The following is an 18409-nucleotide window of genomic DNA, read 5'->3' as shown; positions in this document are numbered from 1 at the left end:
AAAATCCGCTATTCTGTTGCCAAAAACACGGCGCCACGCCGGGTAGCATCCACGTCGTATAACAATAATGGAGACAAACGAGATGAAAAAGATTCTGAGTGTTGCGGTCGTATCGGCCATGATGGTTCTCACCAGCGGCCACGCCAGCGCGGATGCCAAAAACCCGAAGATCGGCTTTTCGATCGACGACCTGCGCCTGGAACGCTGGGCGCGCGACCGCGACTATTTCGTGGCGGCGGCCGACAAGCTGGGCGCCAAGGTATTCGTGCAGTCGGCCGACGCCAGCGAGCAAAAGCAGATCGCGCAGATCGAGAACCTGATTTCGCGCGGGGTCGATGCGCTGGTCATCGTGCCGTACAACGCCACCGTGCTCAATAACGCGATTAAGGAAGCGAAGAAGGCCAACATCAAGGTCATTTCGTACGACCGCCTGGTGCTCAACGCCGATGTGGACGCTTACATTTCCTTCGACAACAAGGCCGTGGGCGAGATGCAGGCTGCGGGCGTGGTGAAGGTGCGCCCGAAAGGCAATTACTACCTGCTGGGCGGCGCGCCGACCGACAACAACGCCAAGGTGCTGCGCGAAGGCCAGATGGCCGTGTTGCAACCGCTGGTGGACAAGGGCGATATCAAGATCGTCGGCAAGCAATGGGTCAAGGACTGGAGCCCGTCGGAAGCGCTGTCGATTGTCGAAAATGCGCTCACGGCCAACAACAACAAGATCGACGGGATCGTGGCCTCGAACGATGCCACGGCGGGCGGCGCGATCCAGGCGCTGGCCTCGCAAAAGCTCGATGGCAAGGTGCCGGTGTCGGGCCAGGATTCGGATATCGCGGCGGTGCGCCGCGTGATCGCCGGCTCGCAGGCGATGACCGTGTACAAGCCGCTCAAGCTGCTGGCGGGGGAAGCGGCCAAGCTCGCGGTGCAGCTGGTGCGCAATGAAAAGCCTGCTTATAACGGCGCGTATGACAACGGTTTCAAGAAGGTGAGCACGATTTTGCTCAAGCCGACCGCGCTGACCAAGGAAAATATCAATCTGCTGGTGACGGACGGGTTTTACACGCAGGCGCAGATCGCGGGGAAATAGATTTTGACACGAATGCCGTTAAATTAGTTGGCTTTTTGGCCACAAACCTACAAACCGTCATTCCCGCGCCGGCGGGAATGACGGTTGGGTGGGCGGCGTGCGCCCTTATTGTGAAAACGTTTTAAACCACGAGAACCAGCATGTCCGACTATTTGCTTGAAATGAAGGGCATCGTCAAGCAGTTCGACGGCGTCCGTGCGCTCGACGGCATCGACCTGAAGGTCCGCGCCGGCGAGTGCATCGGCCTGTGCGGCGAAAATGGCGCCGGCAAGTCAACCTTGATGAAGGTGCTTTCCGCGGTCTACCCCCACGGCACCTGGGACGGCGACATCGTCTTCGAAGGCCAACCGCTGCGCGCCGCTTCCATCCGCGAAACCGAGGCCGCCGGCATCATCATCATCCACCAGGAACTGATGCTGGTGCCCGAACTGTCGGTGACCGAGAACCTCTTTCTCGGGAACGAAATCACCAGCTTCGGCGGGCGCATGAACTACCCCGCCATGAACCGCCGCGCCGAACAGCTGCTGGCGGACCTGAATTTGTCGGACGTCAACGTGGTGCTGCCGGTGATGAACTATGGCGGCGGCCACCAGCAACTGATCGAAATCGCCAAGGCCCTCAACAAGGACGCCAAGCTGCTGATCCTGGACGAACCGTCGGCCTCCCTCACAGCCTCCGAAATCAAGATCCTGCTCGAGATCATCCGCAAGCTCAAGGCCAAGGGCGTCGCTTGCGTCTACATCTCGCACAAGCTCGATGAAGTGGCGGCCATCTGCGACACCATCGCCGTGATCCGCGACGGCAAACACATCGCCACCACGCCGATGGCCGAACTCGATGTCAACCGCATCATCGCGCAGATGGTCGGGCGCGAGATGAACCAGCTCTATCCCAAGCAGGATCACGCACTGGGCGAGGTGATTTTCGAAGCGCGCAACGTCACCTGCTACGACATCGACAAGCCCGAACGCAAACGCGTCGATAACGTCTCGTTCACCTTGCGCAAAGGCGAAATCCTCGGCATCGCCGGCCTGGTGGGAGCGGGGCGCACCGAGCTGGTATCGGCCTTGTTCGGGGCTTATCCGGGGGCCAGCGAAGCCGAGGTGCGCCTGCATGGCGCCGTGGTCGATACCGGCACCCCGCTCAAGGCGATCCGCGCCGGCTTCGCGCTGGTGCCCGAAGACCGCAAGCAGCACGGCATCGTGCGCGACCTGGACGTGGGCCAGAACATCACCCTGTCCGTGCTCGATTCGTTCTCGCGCCTGACCCGTATCGACCGCGAAGCCGAACTGAAAACCGTGCAGGACCAGATCAACCGCCTGGGACTGAAAACCGCCAACCCGTTCCTGCCGATTACCAGCCTATCGGGCGGTAACCAGCAAAAGGCGGTGCTGTCGAAAATGCTGCTCACGAAGCCGCAAGTGCTCATTCTCGACGAGCCCACGCGCGGCGTCGACGTGGGCGCCAAATACGAAATTTACAAGCTGATGTTCGAACTCGCAGCGCAGGGCATGTCGATCATCATGGTGTCATCCGAACTGGCCGAGGTGCTGGGCATTTCCGACCGCGTGCTGGTGATGGGCGAGGGCAAACTGCGGGGCGACTTCGTCAACCAGAACCTGACCCAGGAAACCCTGCTCGCCGCCGCCCTCGACCACGCTGCGCACTGAACGACTCCACCTTCGCGACAGACCACATGAACCCCATCAAATTCAAGCAAATATTCACACAGTACAAAATCCTGGCCCTGCTGGCCGCGATTGCCCTCATCTGGCTGTTCTTCAGCTTGAAAACCGACGGCGGCTTCACCTCGGCGCGCAATTTGTCGAACCTGATGCGCCAGATGTCCATTACCGGCATCCTCGCCTGCGGCATGGTGTTCGTCATCATCGCCGGCGAAATCGACCTGTCGGTCGGCTCGCTGCTCGGGCTATTGGGCGGCGTCGCGGCGGTGCTCGATGTAAGCCACCACCTGCCGCTGCCGCTGATCGTGCCGCTGGTGCTGGCGTGCGGGCTGGTGCTCGGTATCTTCAACGGGTATCTGGTGGCCTACGCGGGCATACCGTCGTTCATCGTGGGGCTGGGGGGCATGCTGGCCTATCGCGGCATCGTGCTCGGGGTGACCGACGGCACCACGGTGGCGCCGGTGTCGCCCGAGATGGTGTACCTGGGGCAGGGCTACCTGTCGCCCGACCTGAGCATCGGCCTTGGCGCGCTGCTGTTCGTGCTGGCCTGTGTGCTGACCTGGCGCCAGCGCGCCAGCCTGGCGCACCACGGCTTGCCGGTGCCGAGCGCGGTGCGCGATGGCGTGCGCCTGCTGGCCATTGGCGCGGTGTTGTATTCGGTGGTGCGCACCCTGCACAGCTATGAAGGCATTCCGCTGCCGGTGCTGCTGCTCCTGGTGCTGCTGGCGGTGTTCAGCTACGTGGCTACGCAAACGGTTTTCGGGCGCCGCATCTACGCGGTGGGCAGCAATATGGAGGCAACCCGCCTGTCGGGCGTGAACGTGCGCGCCGTCAAGCTGTGGATCTTCGGTTTGATGGGATTGATGTGCGCACTGGCGGGCTTGATCAACACGGCGCGCCTGGCGGCCGGCTCGCCGTCAGCCGGGACCTCGGGCGAGCTTGATGTGATTGCGGCCTGCTTCATCGGCGGCACGTCGATGCGCGGCGGCTCGGGCACCGTGTACGGCGCGCTGATCGGCGCACTGGTCATGGCCAGCCTGGATAACGGCATGTCCATGCTCGATGTGGACAGCTACTGGCAGATGATCGTCAAGGGCGCCATTCTCACGCTGGCGGTGTGGGTGGACGTGGTCACGCGCTCCGGCCGCCGTTGATTGAACAGGGACCCGTCATGACACACATCAACCAATTCGCGCGCCTGGTGCTCGCCGCTTCCGTGCTGCTGGCCACCGGCGCCTGCACCACACCGGGCAAACAGGGCGATGAACTGAGTATCTACACAGCCGGCCCGCGCGCCGGCTCGCACGTGGTCGTCGCAGATTTCGAAGTATCGCAGCGCGTCGATGGCGCATCGGTGCTGGTGCCGAAACCGGCCGTTCCCAAGGTGGCGGCGAGCCGGGTCGGGGTTGATGTAGGCAACGAGGCGATGACCTTGCACTTCAAGGACGCCTGGTACGCCAACCTGCGCGTCGAAACCGATATGCCGCTCGACCTGCGCGCCTATGCGCCGGCCGGCGTGCTGGCGTTCGACCTGAATGTGGAAGACATGGCGCAAGGCGGCGTGTCCTTCAAAGTCGGTTGCGGCAAGGGGTGCGAGCGCCAGGTGCCGTTCCTGGTGCCGGCGCGCGCCATGGCGGGCAAGGGCTGGCAGCCGCTGGTGTTTTCGATGCGTTGCTTCACGCGCGACGGCGTCATGCGCGACCGCGACGATTTTTTGGCTGTGAGCACGCCGTTCGCGCTCGAAGGCAGCGGCACCGGCCGGGTCGGTATCGCGCAGGTGCGTTTTCTCAAGTCGGGCACGCCGAATACATCCTGCCCGGACTACAAAACGCAATCGGTCACGCCCGAGATGCTCAATCAATCCTGGTCGATCAATCACTGGGGACCCCGCCACGAGGCCAAAAAGGCGGAAGCCAGGCGCCGTAACGCCGCCGGCGAGAAAACGCGCATCGTTTTCATCGGCGACTCGATCACCGAAGGCTGGGAGAAAACCGGCGCGCCGGTCTGGCAGCGCCATTACGCCAGATACAATGCGCTGGGCCTGGGCTTTGGCGGCGACCATACCGAAAACGTCTTGTGGCGCTTGCAGCACGGCGCGCTCGACGGCCTCGATCCGAAGGTGCTGGTGCTGATGGTCGGCACCAACAACACTGGCGACCGCCTCGAAAACCCGGTAACCACGGCGGCCGGCGTGCGCCGCAATATCGACGAAATACAACAGCGCCTGCCGAACGCCAACATCCTGCTGCTGGCGATTTTCCCGCGCGACGAAAAGCCCGATAGCCAACTGCGCCGCATCAACGACCAGGTCAACGCAATCCTCTCTAGCTTCGATGATGGCAAGCGCATCGCCTTCCTGAACATCAACCAGACCTTCCTGACGGCGGACGGCACCCTCTCGCGCGAGGTCATGCCCGATCTGCTGCACCTGAACGAACAAAGCTATGAGGCGTGGGCCAGGGCGATGAAGCCCGCCTTGCAGCGCTTGCTGTCGCAATGAAGGCAACGCTGTACTGCGCGCTGCTGCTGGCCACCGTCGTCCATGGCGCCAGTGCCGGCGACCGCACCCTGCGCTACGACCGCCCCGCACCCGATACGCCCGAGGGCTGGGAACGCGAGGCGCTCCCGATCGGCAATGGCCGCATCGGCGCGATGATCTTCGGGCAGGTGGCGCGCGAGCGCATCCAGTTCAACGACATCACCCTGTGGACCGGTGACGACAAGACGCTGGGCGCTTACCAGCCCTTTGGCGACGTGTTCATCAACCTGCCGGGCCACACTGCCGCCAGCGACTACGCGCGCAAGCTCGACCTGCATAACAGCCTGCACAGCGTGACCTACAAGCACGCCGGCGTCACGTTCAAGCGCGAGATGTTCGCCAGCCATCCGGCGCAGGCCATCGTGGCGCGCCTGAGCGCCAGCCAGCCGGGCAAGTACAGCGGTTCGATCGAACTGACCGACATGCACGATGCGCGCATCAGCATCGCCAGCAACCGCATTTACGCCACCGGCTCGCTGGCCGGCTTCTCGAAGCCGGCAACATCAAACGTGATGGATTACGCCAGCCAGGTCCAGGTGATCAACGAGGGCGGCACCTTGTCGGTGGACGGCAAGCGCATCGTCTTCACCAATTGCGATGCGCTGGTGCTGGTGCTTGGCGCCGGCACCAGCTACGTCAACGATGCCGCCAGGCGCTTCCAGGGCGCGCATCCCTTGCCGCGCGTATCAACGCAGGTCAGCGCGGCGGCGGCGCAGACGTGGACGCAGCTGCTCGCCGCGCACCAGCGGGATTTCAAGCGCCTGTACGAGCGCGTGAGCGTGGATTTCGGCCAGGCGTCGGCGGCGCGCCGGGCCTTGCCGACCGACCAGCGCATCGAGACCTACACCACCGAAGGCAAGGACCCGGGCCTGGAAGCGCAGTTCTTCCAGTTCGGCCGCTACCTGCTCATTTCGAGCTCGCGCGATTCGCTCCCGGCCAACCTGCAAGGACTGTGGAACAACAGCCTCACGCCGCCGTGGAATTCCGACTACCACACCAATATCAACATCCAGATGAATTACTGGCCGGCGGAACCGGCCAATCTGTCCGAAGCGGCGCTGCCGTTTTTCGATTTCGTGACCGGCGTGGCGCCCGTGTACCGCAAGTTGCTGCTCGACACGGCGGCCCAGCCGGCCAAGGCCGGTGAAGAACGCTTCCTGACCGAGCAAGGCAAGCCGGTGCGCGGCTGGACCGTGCGCACGGAATCGAATCCGTTCGGCGCGACCACCTACATCTGGAACAAGACCGGCAACGCCTGGTACGCGCAGCACTTCTGGGAGCATTACGCCTTCACCCAGGACCGCGCGTTCCTGCGCACGGTCGCGTATCCGCTGATGAAGGAAGTGTGCGCGTTCTGGGAAGACCATCTGAAGCGCCTTCCCGACGGCCGGCTGGTGGCGCCGCGCGGCTGGTCGCCCGAGCACGGGCCGATTGAAGATGGCGTGAGCTACGACCAGCAGATCATCTGGGACCTGTTCAACAATACCGTGGAAGCGGCGGATGTCCTCGGTGACGACAACGCCTTCCGCGACCGCATTGCCGCCATGCGCGACCGGCTTGCGGCCCCGCGCATCGGTAGTTGGGGCCAGCTGCTCGAATGGATGGACGAGAAAAAGCACCCGGTGCTAGATACCCCCGGCGACACGCACCGTCACGTCTCGCACCTGTTCGGATTGTTCCCTGGCCGGCAGATATCGCCCGCCAACACCCCGGCGCTGGCGGCGGCCGCGCGCAAGTCGCTGGAAGGACGCGGCGACGCCGGCACCGGCTGGTCGATGGCCTGGAAGACCGCGTTCTGGGCACGCCTGCTGGACGGCGACCACGCCTACAAGATGCTGCGCGGGCAGCTCGCCAAGCCCGGTGCGCGCGCCGCCCAGCAGGCCGGCCCCGGCACCGAAACCAACAACGCCGGCGGCACGTACGCCAACATGTTCGACGCTCACCCGCCGTTCCAGATCGATGGCAACCTGGGCGCCACCGCCGCCATCTGCGAAATGCTGCTGCAATCGCATACGGGCGAACTGCACCTGCTGCCGGCGCTGCCATCGTCGTGGCCCGACGGCTCGGTAAAGGGTTTGCGCGCGCGCGGCGGCTTCGAGGTCGATATCGCCTGGGCCGGCGGCAAGCTGACCGGCGCCACCATCCGCGCGGTGGCGGGGCAGGGCGGCGGGACGGTTCGCTATGGCGACAAAGTCGTCGCGCTCAAGCTACAACCCAGCGCTGAAATACGCCTCGGCGCCACGCTCGTCATCAAGAAAAAATAGTCCGGTATGCCGTGGTTGACGCATTTTCGCCGCGATGGCGACAGGTGCATATAGCCGCACGCCGAACGAACCTTGTTTCCTTAATATCATTGAACGCCTTGGTCATTTTCGTAATTGCGGCGGGTTGGCGTAGCTCGGAAAATCAATACATAAACCAGCGCGGCACCAGCCGACGCTGATAAAAATCCAACCGAGACGCACTTCATGATGATCAACCGCAGGCCCTCGCGGCCCTGTCTCCGTCTGCCTTCGCTTCTTTCGACAACTGTGTTGGGGAGGGCTTGCCTGTATCGATGAACGACATTGCGCAGCACTGCCGGCACACACATGAAAGCAGCAGTAATCCGATTGGAACAGAGGAGACAAGTTGAACAACTATAAGAAAACAGCGATTGCCGTGGCAGTCGCACAGATCGCACTGATGTCGGGTAGCGCAGCGATGGCTCGGGGCGCGCCAGCCCAGGTCGGCGCAAGCGGCGAACCCGCCGTGGTGGTGGTCAGCGGCCAGCGCGCCGCCTTGAACTCGGCGCAGAAGGTCAAACAGAATTCCGACGAAATCGTCGACTCGATCGTGGCCGACGATATCGGCAAGCTGCCCGACCGCTCGGTCACCGAAGTGCTGCAACGGGTGGTGGGCGTGACGATCGACCGCACCATGAGCAAGTCGGACCCGGAACACTTTTCGGTGGAGGGCTCGGGCGTGTCGATCCGTGGCTTGAACTACGTGCGTTCGGAACTCAATGGCCGCGATTCGTTTTCGGCCAACGGCGGGCGCTCGCTCAACTACGAAGACGTGCCGCCCGAACTGATGGCCGGCGTGGACATCTACAAGAACCCCTCGGCGGAACAGATCGAAGGCGCCATCAGCGGCCTGGTAAACCTGCACACCGCCATGCCCTTCGATTACAAGGGCATGAAGGTGGCGCTGTCCGCACAGACCACGTACTCCGAACTGAAAAAGGGCCGCAGCTCGCCGTCGGCCTCGGGCTTGTTCTCGAACCGCTGGAAGACCGGCATCGGCGAAGTTGGCGTGCTGGTTGACCTGGCCTATTCCGAAAGTGCGACCCGCACCGACGCCTTGCAGGTCGAACCGTATTTTCCGCGCGACGATGTCGTCCCCGGCAAAACCGTCTGGATTCCGAAGGGCGCGTCCTGGCGCACGCTCAATTTCGAGCGCCAGCGCGAAGGCGCCTACGGCGCACTGCAATGGCGCCCTAACCGCGACATCAACACATCGCTGACGTTCTTCAAGTCGCGCTACAAAATGGACTGGGACGAACAGGCCATCTTTGCCGCATCGAACCCCTACAACATCCTGGTCGGCCCCGGCGCCACCTACGATGGCAAGGGCGCTTTTGTGAGCGGCACCCTGACCGACCCGGCCGACAAAGGCATCAACTACGGCGGCGATACGCGCATTGCGAACCGCAAGTCCGATACCACGGACGTGTCGTGGAACCTGGTGTGGCGTCCGACCAGAAGCTGGACCTTCAAGTCGGACCTGCAAAGCATCCGCGCCAAGACAGCCAATCTTGATTCGACCGTTGCCACTGGCGTGCAGATGCCCAAGCAGCAGATGGACCTGGCCGGCGGCAGGCCGAATCTGATCTTCGACAGCGCCGACCTGGCCTACCTGGCCAATCCGAGTAACTATTACTGGGCCTTCACCCAGGAGCACGCGGACCGCAGCAAGGCCAAGGGAACCGCGTGGAAGGGCGACGCCCAGTACGATTTCGATCACAAGGTGATGCGCGATATCCGCTTCGGCGTACGCCTGACCAAGCGCGACGCGGTCACCGAAAAAACCAACCCGGACTTCAACTGGGTCGCCATCTCGCAGCCGTGGCAGCTGGGCTGGAATATCGGCCAACTGGCGTCGCTGGGCGACCCGCGCTTTTCCGGCAATACGCGGGTCCACAACTTCAACAACTTCTTCGGCGGTAAAGTCTCGGTGCCGTCGCTGGTGGTGCCGAATACCTCGCTGGCCACGGGTTACCCCGACAGCTACGCGGGACTGCACAAGTACCACGATATTCTGTGTAACGAACACGCCGCCGCCAACGGCGCCACGCCCGCCTGCGCGCCCTGGAAAGCGGCGTCCTACGGCACCGATCCGGCAGGATCGAACGAGCAGACCGAAAAAACCGGCGCCTTCTACACGCAGGCGCGCTTCGGCTTCGACGATTTGCCGATGCCGATCGACGGCAATATCGGCGTGCGCTACGTGAAGACCGACATGAAGGCGAGCGGCTACACGGTGTTCAGCTACACCCGCCCGACCATCCCGGCAGGCTACCAGACCACCGGCCCGGCCATTCCGAACATCCCGGCGTTCGTGCGCCCTCAGGATTACAGCGGCTCGTATAGCAACGTGCTGCCAAGCCTGAACCTGCGCATGAAGGCCAGCGATAAACTGCAATTCCGCTTTGCCGCCTCCTCGGCCGTATCGCGCCCGGATTTTTCGCAATTGCAGGGCTATACGACGCTGACGCAGGATGTGAAAACCACCTCCGACGATGCTGCCGGCATCGTGCGCGTGAACAGCGTGACCCTCACTGGCGAAGGCTCCGGCAATCCGGCCCTCAAGCCGGTCACGTCGCGCCAGGTCGACCTGACGGCCGAATGGTATTTCGCGCCGGCCGGCTCGCTGACCCTTGCGGTGTTCAACAAACAGCTCAAGAACATCATCGTCGACCAGAGCTACAACTTCCGGCTGCCCGATGTGAACGGCGCGATGAACAACTTCACGGTGACCGCACCGATCAACGGCGCAAAAGGCAGGGCGCGCGGTTTCGAGCTCGCGTACCAGCAGTATTTCGACAATCTGCCGCAATGGCTGTCCGGCCTGGGCGTGCAGGCCAATTTCACCTTCGTCGACGGCAAGAAGACGATGTACCAGTCGGTGTTCCAGGAATACTGCACTGGTGGCGCCGGCAATGGCGCGTCGAACCTGAACCTGAACATGAACGGCTGCGACACCAACGGCCGCTCCTTCGGCAACCTGCCGCTGTATAACCAGTCGCGCCGTTCGTACAACCTGGCGCTGATGTACGACAAAGGGCCGCTGTCGGCCCGCCTGGCCTACAACTGGCGTTCGCGCAGCCTGCAGGGCGTGAACGTGAACGGCACCAAGGGCGGCGACGGCCTCGATTCCAATCCGGCCAGCCCGACCGTCGGCCAGCACAATGTGAGCTACGGCTTGCCTACCTGGGCGGCGGCGTACGGCCAGCTCGATGCGTCGATTTTCTACAAGATCACCGAGCAACTGTCGTTTGGCCTGGAAGCCCAGAACATCAACGATGCGAAATTCAGGCAGGAGATGGACCAGGAAATCGGCACCAAGGGGCGCGCCTGGTTCGTCACGGGGCCACGCTACACGGCGCAGATGCGCTACAGCTTCTGATGGCGCGCCATGTCGTTGCGGTGCTGGCCCTGGCCGCGTCCAGTGTAGTAGCGGCGGCGCCGCCGCTGCCGCAACTGGTGCACAAGGACGGGCGCCATGCGCTCATGGTCGATGGCGCGCCGTTCGTGATGCTCGGCGCGCAGGCGCACAACTCGAGCAATTACCCGGCCGCCCTCAAGAAGGTCTGGCCGGCGATCCGCGACATGCACGCCAACACGCTGGAGATTCCGGTTGCGTGGGAACAGATCGAGCCGGTCGAGGGCAAGTTCGATTTCAGCTATGTCGATACGCTGGTGGCCGAGGCGCGCAAGAACAAGGTGCGCCTGGTGCTGCTGTGGTTCGCCACCTGGAAGAACACCAATCCGCAATACAGCCCGGAGTGGGTCAAGTTCGATAACCAGCGCTTTCCGCGCATGGTCGACAAGGACGGCAAGGTCAATTACTGCATGTCGCCGTTCGGGGAAGAGACGCGTAAGGCCGACACGAAGGCATTCGTGGCGCTGATGACCCACATCAAAAAGATCGACGAAACGCATCGCACGGTCATCATGATGCAGGTGCAGAACGAGGTTGGCACGTATGGCCTGGTGCGCGACTACGGCGCGAAGGCGCAGGCGGCGTTTGCGCAGCCGGTGCCACAGGCGGTGCTGGAGCGCCAGAAGTCGCCGGTGAGGCTGGCCGCCAGCGGCACCTGGACCGAGGTGTACGGCGACTACGCGGAGCAGTATTTTCATGCCTGGGCGATTGCCAGCTACATCGGCGATATCGCCAAAGCCGGGCGCGCGGTCTACAACCTGCCGATGTACGTGAACAATGCGCTGCGCGATCCGCTCGAACCGCTGGCGCCGTGGAAGGGCAACTTCGCCAGCGGCGGGCCGACCTACGATGTGATCGACATCTACAAGGCGGCCGCACCGGCCATCGACCTTGCCGCGCCCGACATCTACATGCCGCAGTCGGCCAAGTTCACGGGCACGCTGGATCGCTTCCAGCGCCCTGACAATGCGCTGATGGTGCCGGAACTGGGCAACGCCGCCACTTACGCGCGCTACACCTACCAGGTGCTGGGGCGCGGCGCATTGGGGTTTGCGCCGTTCGGGATCGACTACGCCGACTACAGCAATTTTCCGCTCGGGTCCAAGTTGACCGACAAAACGATGGTCGAACCGTTCGGATCGATTTTCGCCGTGTTCCGGCCGATGGAGCGCCAGTGGGCCAAATGGGCCTTCGAAGGACGCACCTACGGCGTGGCCGAAGGCGACGAGCGCACCGAGCAAACCATCGCCATGAAGAACTGGAAGGCCACGGTGTCGTTCCGCCAGTGGCGCTTCGGCGAAAAGCACTGGAATCCGGAGATCAAGGATGAACCGGCCAACACCGAGAACCCGGGCGGCGGCGTGTCGATTGCACAGATCGCGGAGAACGAATTCATCGTCATCGGCCAGCAGGTGCGCCTGCGCCTGGACGGCGCCGGCAGCAACGAGGGCAAGCCGACCATGCTGGCGCGGGTGGAGGAGGGCAGCTTCGACGCAAACGGTAAATGGATCATGGAGCGCAACTGGAATGGCGACCAGGTCGACTACGGCATCAACCTGCCGGCCAAGCCGATCGTCCTGAAAATCAGGATCGGCACCTACTAATCACTATGGGAGATCACAGAATGCGTCTTAAATCACTGGTGGGAACGGCTTCCTGCCTGGCCTTGATGGCCTCTGGCCACGCCCTGGCGGGCACGTTCGAAAAAACCGGCAGCGGCGTGGTCGTCAAACCCGACCAGGGCGCGGCAAAGGAAGTGCGCCTGGAGGTGATGAGCGAGAATATCATCCACGTCGTCAAGCTTGATGAGCCGGGCAAGGAGCTGACGCCATCGATGATGACGGTGGCCAAACCGTGCGCCTGCCAGTTCACGGTCAGCGATGCCGACAAGGACGTGGTGACGCTCAACGCCGGCAAAATCTCGGCCAGGGTATCGTTGAAGACCGGGCTGGTGAAGTTCTATAACGCCAAAGGCGAAGTATTCCTCACCCAGTCGTCCGAGAGCCTTACGCCCATCAAGGTCGACGGCAAGCCGTTTTTGGCGATCAAGCAGGGCTTCAATCCGGGCCTGAAAGACGCGTACTACGGCCTGGGCCAGCACCAGAACGCCCAGATGAACATGAACGGCGAAGACGTCCTGCTGGCGCAGCACAATATGGACGTGGCGGTGCCGTTCGTGATCTCCGATAAAAACTATGGCGTCCTGTGGGATAACAACGCCATCTCGCGCTTCGGCGACCCCAAGCCGTACGGCCCGATGAAGCGCGACCTGAAACTGGTGGACGCCAGCGGCAAGGCCGGCGGCCTGACCGCACGCTATTACGTCGGCGGCAAACTGGCATTGACCCGCATTGAGACCGACATCGACTACAAATACCTCAAGGACGTGGCCGAACACTGGCCCAAGGAACTCGGTCCGCTCAAGGACCTGAAAGACGTCAAGGTGGTGTGGGAAGGCAGCATGAGTTCGGCCAAGGCCGGCGTGCACAAGATGCAGCTCTATTCGTCCGACTACGCGACCTTGACGCTCGACGGCAAGCAGGTACTGGACGTCTGGCGCCAGGGCTGGAACCCGTGGTACCACAACTTCGAGGTCAGGTTTGCCGCCAACAAGCCGGTGAAGCTGCACCTGGAATGGAAGCCGACCGGCGGCATGATCGCTATCACCCACAACGACCCGTTGCCGCCGGCGGAACGCCATTCGCTGACGTTTTCGTCCGAGATCGCGCAAGCGGTGAACTATTACGTCATCAACGCCGAGAACATGGACAGCGTGATCGCCGGCTACCGCCACCTGACCGGGCAGGCGCCGATGATGCCGAAATGGGCCTACGGCTACTGGCAATCGCGCCAGCGCTACGAAACGCAGGAGCAGATTCTGGGCGCCGTGCGCGAGTACCGCAAGCGTGGCTGGCCGTTGGATAACATCGTGCAGGACTGGTTCTACTGGCCCGAAAACGGCTGGGGCTCGCACGATTTCGACAAGACCCGCTTCCCCGACCCGAAAGGCATGGTCGACGAAATCCACAAGCACAATGTGCGGGTGATGCTGTCCATCTGGGGCAAGTTCTACCTTGACACCGACAACTACAAGGAGTTCGCCGCCAAGGGCCACATGTGGACCAAGAACGTCGAAAACGGCGACCTTGACTGGGTCGGCCCGGGCTACAAGAACGCCCACTACGATCCGTACACGCAGGAAGCGCGCGATATCTATTATCGCCAGGTGAAAACCAAGCTCGGTGGCCTGGGCTTCGATTCGTGGTGGATGGATAACAGCGAGCCGGATGTGCTGTCGAATACCCGTCCGGAAGACTTCAAGAAGCTGATCGGCCCCACCGTCCATGGCGCCGGCGAGATCACTTACAACACCTACAGCATGCCGCACACGCAGGCGCTGATCGAAGGGCTCAAGCGCGACCAGCCGGATACGCGCCAGCTGATCCCGTCGCGCTCGGGCTTCGCCGGCATCCAGCGCAACGCGGTGGCGGTATGGAGCGGCGACACGGTAGGGCGCTGGAACAACCTGTACGACCAGATTTCGGCCGGCGTGAATTTTTCGATGTCCGGCATTCCGAACTGGACCCACGATATCGGCGGCTACGCGCAGGAAGTGCGTTTCCAGAGCGGCGACGTCGGCTCGGCCCAGGAAAATCGCAGCACGGGCGCCGCCGTCGTCAACCCGCAAGACATGAAGGAATGGCAGGAACTGAACCTGCGCTGGTTCCAGTTCGGCGCTTTTACGCCGCTGTTCCGCTCCCACGGCGAAGTGGTCAAGCGCGAGATCTACAACATCGCGCCGGAAGGCTCGGAGATGCAGGACTCGATGGTCTGGTACCTGAAGCTTCGTTATCGCCTGATGCCCTACATTTACGCGACGGCGTCGGATATCTACTACCACTCGGGCACCGTGATGCGCGCTCTGGTGATGGATTTTCCGAAGGATGAACAGGTCAAGGACATCAAGGACCAGTACCTGTTCGGGCGCGACCTGATGGTGGCGCCGGTGCACGTGTACGGCGCGCGCGAGCGCAGCGTGTACATGCCGAAAGGGGCAAGCTGGTACGACTTCTACACCGGCGCGCTGCATCAGGGCGGCAAGACGGTGACGATGGCCGCGCCGGCGGCGCGCATGCCGCTACTGGTCAAGGCTGGTGCGATTTTGCCGATGGGTCCCGTGACGCAGTATGTGGATGAAAAACCGGATGCGCCGATCACGCTCAACGTCTACACGGGCGCGGACGGCAAGTTCAGCCTGTACGAGGATGACGGCGTGACCAATGCCTACACGCGGGGAGAGTTCAGCCGCATTCCGCTCAGTTACGACGACAGCACCAAGACCGTGACCATCGGCGCGCGCACCGGCCAGTACAAGGGCATGGTCGCCAAGCGCCAGTTCAAGGTGCGCTTCATCAAGGCGGGCGTATCGAGTTCGGAGGGTTTCGACAAGGCCGACAAAGAAGTCGGCTATGACGGCAAGGCGATCACTGTCAAGATGTAGCAATGGCTTTGTGGCATGGCCCGCCCGCGTCCGGGCGGTTTTTTTATGGCTCGGGGCAGGAAGGGAAGCCTGCTCCGCCAGTTGCGGATAGATGACATTGCCTCTTTAATTTGATGAGATTTCGTGGAATTTGTATTGCGATGACATGTTAATCGGAATACTCAGGCTTGAATATCGAAAGCCATGAAAAGAATAGTGATAAAACTCCCATTCCAAATAGCGTCAGGGAGCCTCCCCATAATGCACCAAATGCATCGGCGCTGGGATGGTTGCGAGGATTATCCACATAGTACAAAACGCTCACCTTCTCGCCGGCCTCGTAGGCTATGTCGCCATTCTGACCATATTCAACCACCTCGCCTTTTGCCGTAGTGAAACGGATGTCGACATGATGTTTGCCTGCCCTTTGCCGGATAACAACACCATCCGCACGAACGGTGGATTTGATGAATTCAGCCCTGTTTTGTATGCCCTCGTAGCCAAATAAGAACAAGCATATTGAGGCAAAGAAAAAAACTATTCCCCATATCCGATTCTGGGTGGATGTATTGGGTGGTATTAATCCAGACAGCATAGTTATCGTTAATCCCTTATGATCGTTGAACTGGATGGTTTATGCTGCTTTGAATACAATTTTTCCCGCATGGCTTTCTACTATTATACGCCGTTCGTTGGAAGATATTTTTAATATGGCAACTATCGGCAGTGCTTCACGACAAAGTGCAAAAAGGTCAACGGGGCTATTGTCGTCCGTACATACACCTGTTGCACTCCACACGCCATAGTTATTAAGGCGTACTCCCAATACGTCTTTTCCCGTCTGCCCACAACCGTCGTGCCCATAGGCACTGTCGGGTCCGGTCCTTACACTTATCCAGTCGGCATACGTTTCCCACAAGTCGACGCGCATCAGCGATTGATACGGGGGAGCGTTCCCCCTTGCCCAGAACCGGAGAGTACAACATGAAGAAGAACAGCCCAGCAACGACCAGCCCCGCCCCAGCCGGCAGCCGCCGCGATTTCCTCGGCAAGAGCGCCCTGGCGGGCCTGGCCACGGCAGGCGCCACCATCGGACTGACGGGATGCAAGGAAGAGGCCGCGCCAGGCAAGGCCGCCGCGCCCGCCAAGGCCGCCGACACCGGCGAACACATCAAACCCGGCCAGCTCGACACCTACTACGCTTTCATCAGCGCCGGCCATGGCGGCGAAGTGCGCGTGCTCGGCCTGCCGTCGGGCCGCACCCTGAAACGCATTCCGGTCTTCAATACCGATTGCATGGTCGGCTGGGGCATTACCAACGAATCGAAGGCGATCATCGGCACCAAGCCCGATGGCAGCCTGCAATACACCACCGGCGACACCCACCACGTGCACGGCAGCTACAAGGATGGCACCTACGACAGCCGCTGGCTGTTCGTCAACGACAAGATCAACGCGCGCCTGGCCCGCATCCGCATGGATACGATGGAGTGCGACAAGATCACCAGCCTGCCGAACGTGATGGGCTTCCACGGCATTTTCCCGGACAAGCGCGACCCGGTCGACGCCGCCATCAACTACACCACGCGCGTCTTCTGCGGCACCGAATTCCACATGCCGCTGCCGAACGACGGACGCGACCTGGACGATCCGACCAAATGGGGCTGCCTGTTCACCTGCGTCGACGCGGCCAGCATGGAAGTGCGCTGGCAGTGCCGGATCGACGGCAACATGGAGCTGGTTGCGTCGTCCTATGACGGCAAGCTGGCCGCCGCCACCCAGTACAACACCGAGGGCGGCGCCGACCTGGCCGGCATGATGTCGGCCGAACGCGACGCCTGCGTGTTCTTCAACGTGGCCCGCATCGAGCAAGCCATCAAGGATGGCAAGGCCACCACCATCGGCAGCTCCAAGGTGCCGGTGGTGGACGGGCGCAAGGCCGCCAACGACAACCCGGCCACCGCGCTGACCTGCTACGTGCCGGTCGGTAAGAACCCGCACGGCGTCAACGCCAGCCCGGATGGCAAGTATTTTGTGTGTGCCGGCAAATTGTCGCCAACCGCGTCCGTGATCGAAGTGAACAAGGTGCTCGGCTGGTTCGGCGGCGATGTCAAGCTGCCGCGCGACTGCGTGGTGGCCGAGCCGGAACTGGGCCTGGGACCTTTGCATACCGCCTTCGATGGCAAGGGCAATGCCTTTACCTCGCTGTTCCTCGACAGCGCCGTCGTCAAGTGGAACGTGGACGCGTCGATTGCCCAGTTCAAGGGCGACAAGGCGGCCAAGGTGGTGCTCGACCGTATCGACGTGCACTACCAGCCGGGTCACGGCTATGCGTCGATGGGCGAAACCAAGGAAGCGGACGGCAAGTATTTCAACTCGGGCAACAAGTTCTCGAAAGACCGTTTCCTGCCGGTCGGTCCGCTGCACTGCGAAACCGAGCAACTGATCGACATCAGCGGCGCCAAGATGAGCCTGATGGCCGACCATACGGCGTATCCGGAACCGCACGACGGCATCATCGTGCGCCGCGACGTGGTCAAGACGCGCCAGATCCACACCATGACCGACTTCCCGAATGCGGTCACGCCGGAAACCGCCGGCATCGAGCGCAAGGGCAACAAGGTGCAGGTGCGCCTGATGTCGCAGGCGCCCGCGTTCAGCATGCCGGTCATTAAGATCAAGGTGGGCGACGAGGTGACCTTGACCCTGACCAACTACGACAAGGTGGAAGACTTGACCCACGGTTGCGCCATTCCGACGTACAACATCAACTTTATCGTCAATCCGCAGGAAACCAAGTCGGTGACCTTCAAGGCCGACCGGGCCGGTGCTTACTGGATTTACTGCACCCACTTCTGCCACGCGCTGCACCTGGAAATGCGCAGCCGCCTGCTGGTGGAAGCGTAAGCCTTGTC

Annotated in this window: 10 protein-coding genes; 9 read left to right on the top strand and 1 reads right to left on the bottom strand. The window is 62.0% G+C overall.

What is annotated here, in order from left to right:
- Positions 1-82 precede the first annotated feature (82 nt).
- The 8 genes from xylF (at position 83) to F2P46_RS09910 (ending at position 15515) form a co-directional block, all read left to right on the top strand.
- Entirely contained in the window at positions 83-1087 is a 1005-nt protein-coding gene (xylF, locus tag F2P46_RS09945; RefSeq protein ID WP_166888275.1) for a D-xylose ABC transporter substrate-binding protein, read from the top strand.
- Positions 1088-1227: 140 nt separating this feature from the next.
- On the top strand, positions 1228-2757 hold the full coding sequence (gene xylG, locus F2P46_RS09940) for a D-xylose ABC transporter ATP-binding protein (protein WP_166888273.1): 1530 nt from the start codon (positions 1228-1230) through the stop codon (positions 2755-2757).
- Between the two features lie 26 nt (positions 2758-2783).
- Complete coding sequence (locus tag F2P46_RS09935; protein ID WP_166888271.1) at positions 2784-3926, top strand: sugar ABC transporter permease; 1143 nt, start codon at positions 2784-2786, stop codon at positions 3924-3926.
- A gap of 17 nt (positions 3927-3943) precedes the next feature.
- Positions 3944-5272 carry a GDSL-type esterase/lipase family protein gene (locus F2P46_RS37595; RefSeq protein ID WP_166888269.1) on the top strand — a complete coding sequence of 443 codons (1329 nt, stop codon included), beginning with the start codon at positions 3944-3946 and terminating at the stop codon, positions 5270-5272.
- Positions 5269-7575: a glycoside hydrolase N-terminal domain-containing protein gene (locus F2P46_RS09925; protein ID WP_166888267.1), complete on the top strand. Its 2307-nt coding sequence runs from the start codon at positions 5269-5271 to the stop codon at positions 7573-7575. Before F2P46_RS37595 ends, F2P46_RS09925 begins: the two co-directional genes overlap by 4 nt.
- Before the next feature lie 367 nt (positions 7576-7942).
- Positions 7943-10978, top strand: a complete 3036-nt coding sequence (locus F2P46_RS09920) for a TonB-dependent receptor (RefSeq protein WP_166888264.1) — start codon at positions 7943-7945, stop codon at positions 10976-10978.
- On the top strand, positions 10978-12618 hold the full coding sequence (locus tag F2P46_RS09915) for a DUF5597 domain-containing protein (protein ID WP_166888262.1): 1641 nt from the start codon (positions 10978-10980) through the stop codon (positions 12616-12618). Before F2P46_RS09920 ends, F2P46_RS09915 begins: the two co-directional genes overlap by 1 nt.
- A 20-nt stretch (positions 12619-12638) precedes the next feature.
- Complete coding sequence (locus F2P46_RS09910) at positions 12639-15515, top strand: TIM-barrel domain-containing protein (RefSeq protein WP_166888260.1); 2877 nt, start codon at positions 12639-12641, stop codon at positions 15513-15515.
- 148 nt (positions 15516-15663) lie between these two features.
- Here F2P46_RS09910 and F2P46_RS09905 read toward each other — a convergent pair whose 3' ends face one another.
- Positions 15664-16089, bottom strand: a complete 426-nt coding sequence (locus F2P46_RS09905; protein ID WP_368737904.1) for a DUF3592 domain-containing protein — start codon at positions 16087-16089, stop codon at positions 15664-15666.
- A 389-nt stretch (positions 16090-16478) separates the two neighbouring features.
- Between F2P46_RS09905 and nosZ the strand changes: the two genes are divergently transcribed.
- Positions 16479-18401, top strand: a complete 1923-nt coding sequence (gene nosZ / locus F2P46_RS09900) for a TAT-dependent nitrous-oxide reductase (protein ID WP_166888255.1) — start codon at positions 16479-16481, stop codon at positions 18399-18401.
- The last annotated feature ends 8 nt before the right edge of the window (positions 18402-18409 follow it).

The organism is Massilia sp. CCM 8734 (assembly GCF_011682155.1).
Lineage (GTDB): Bacteria > Pseudomonadota > Gammaproteobacteria > Burkholderiales > Burkholderiaceae_D > Telluria_A > Telluria_A rubra.
This window is presented reverse-complemented; position numbering and strand designations above follow the sequence as displayed.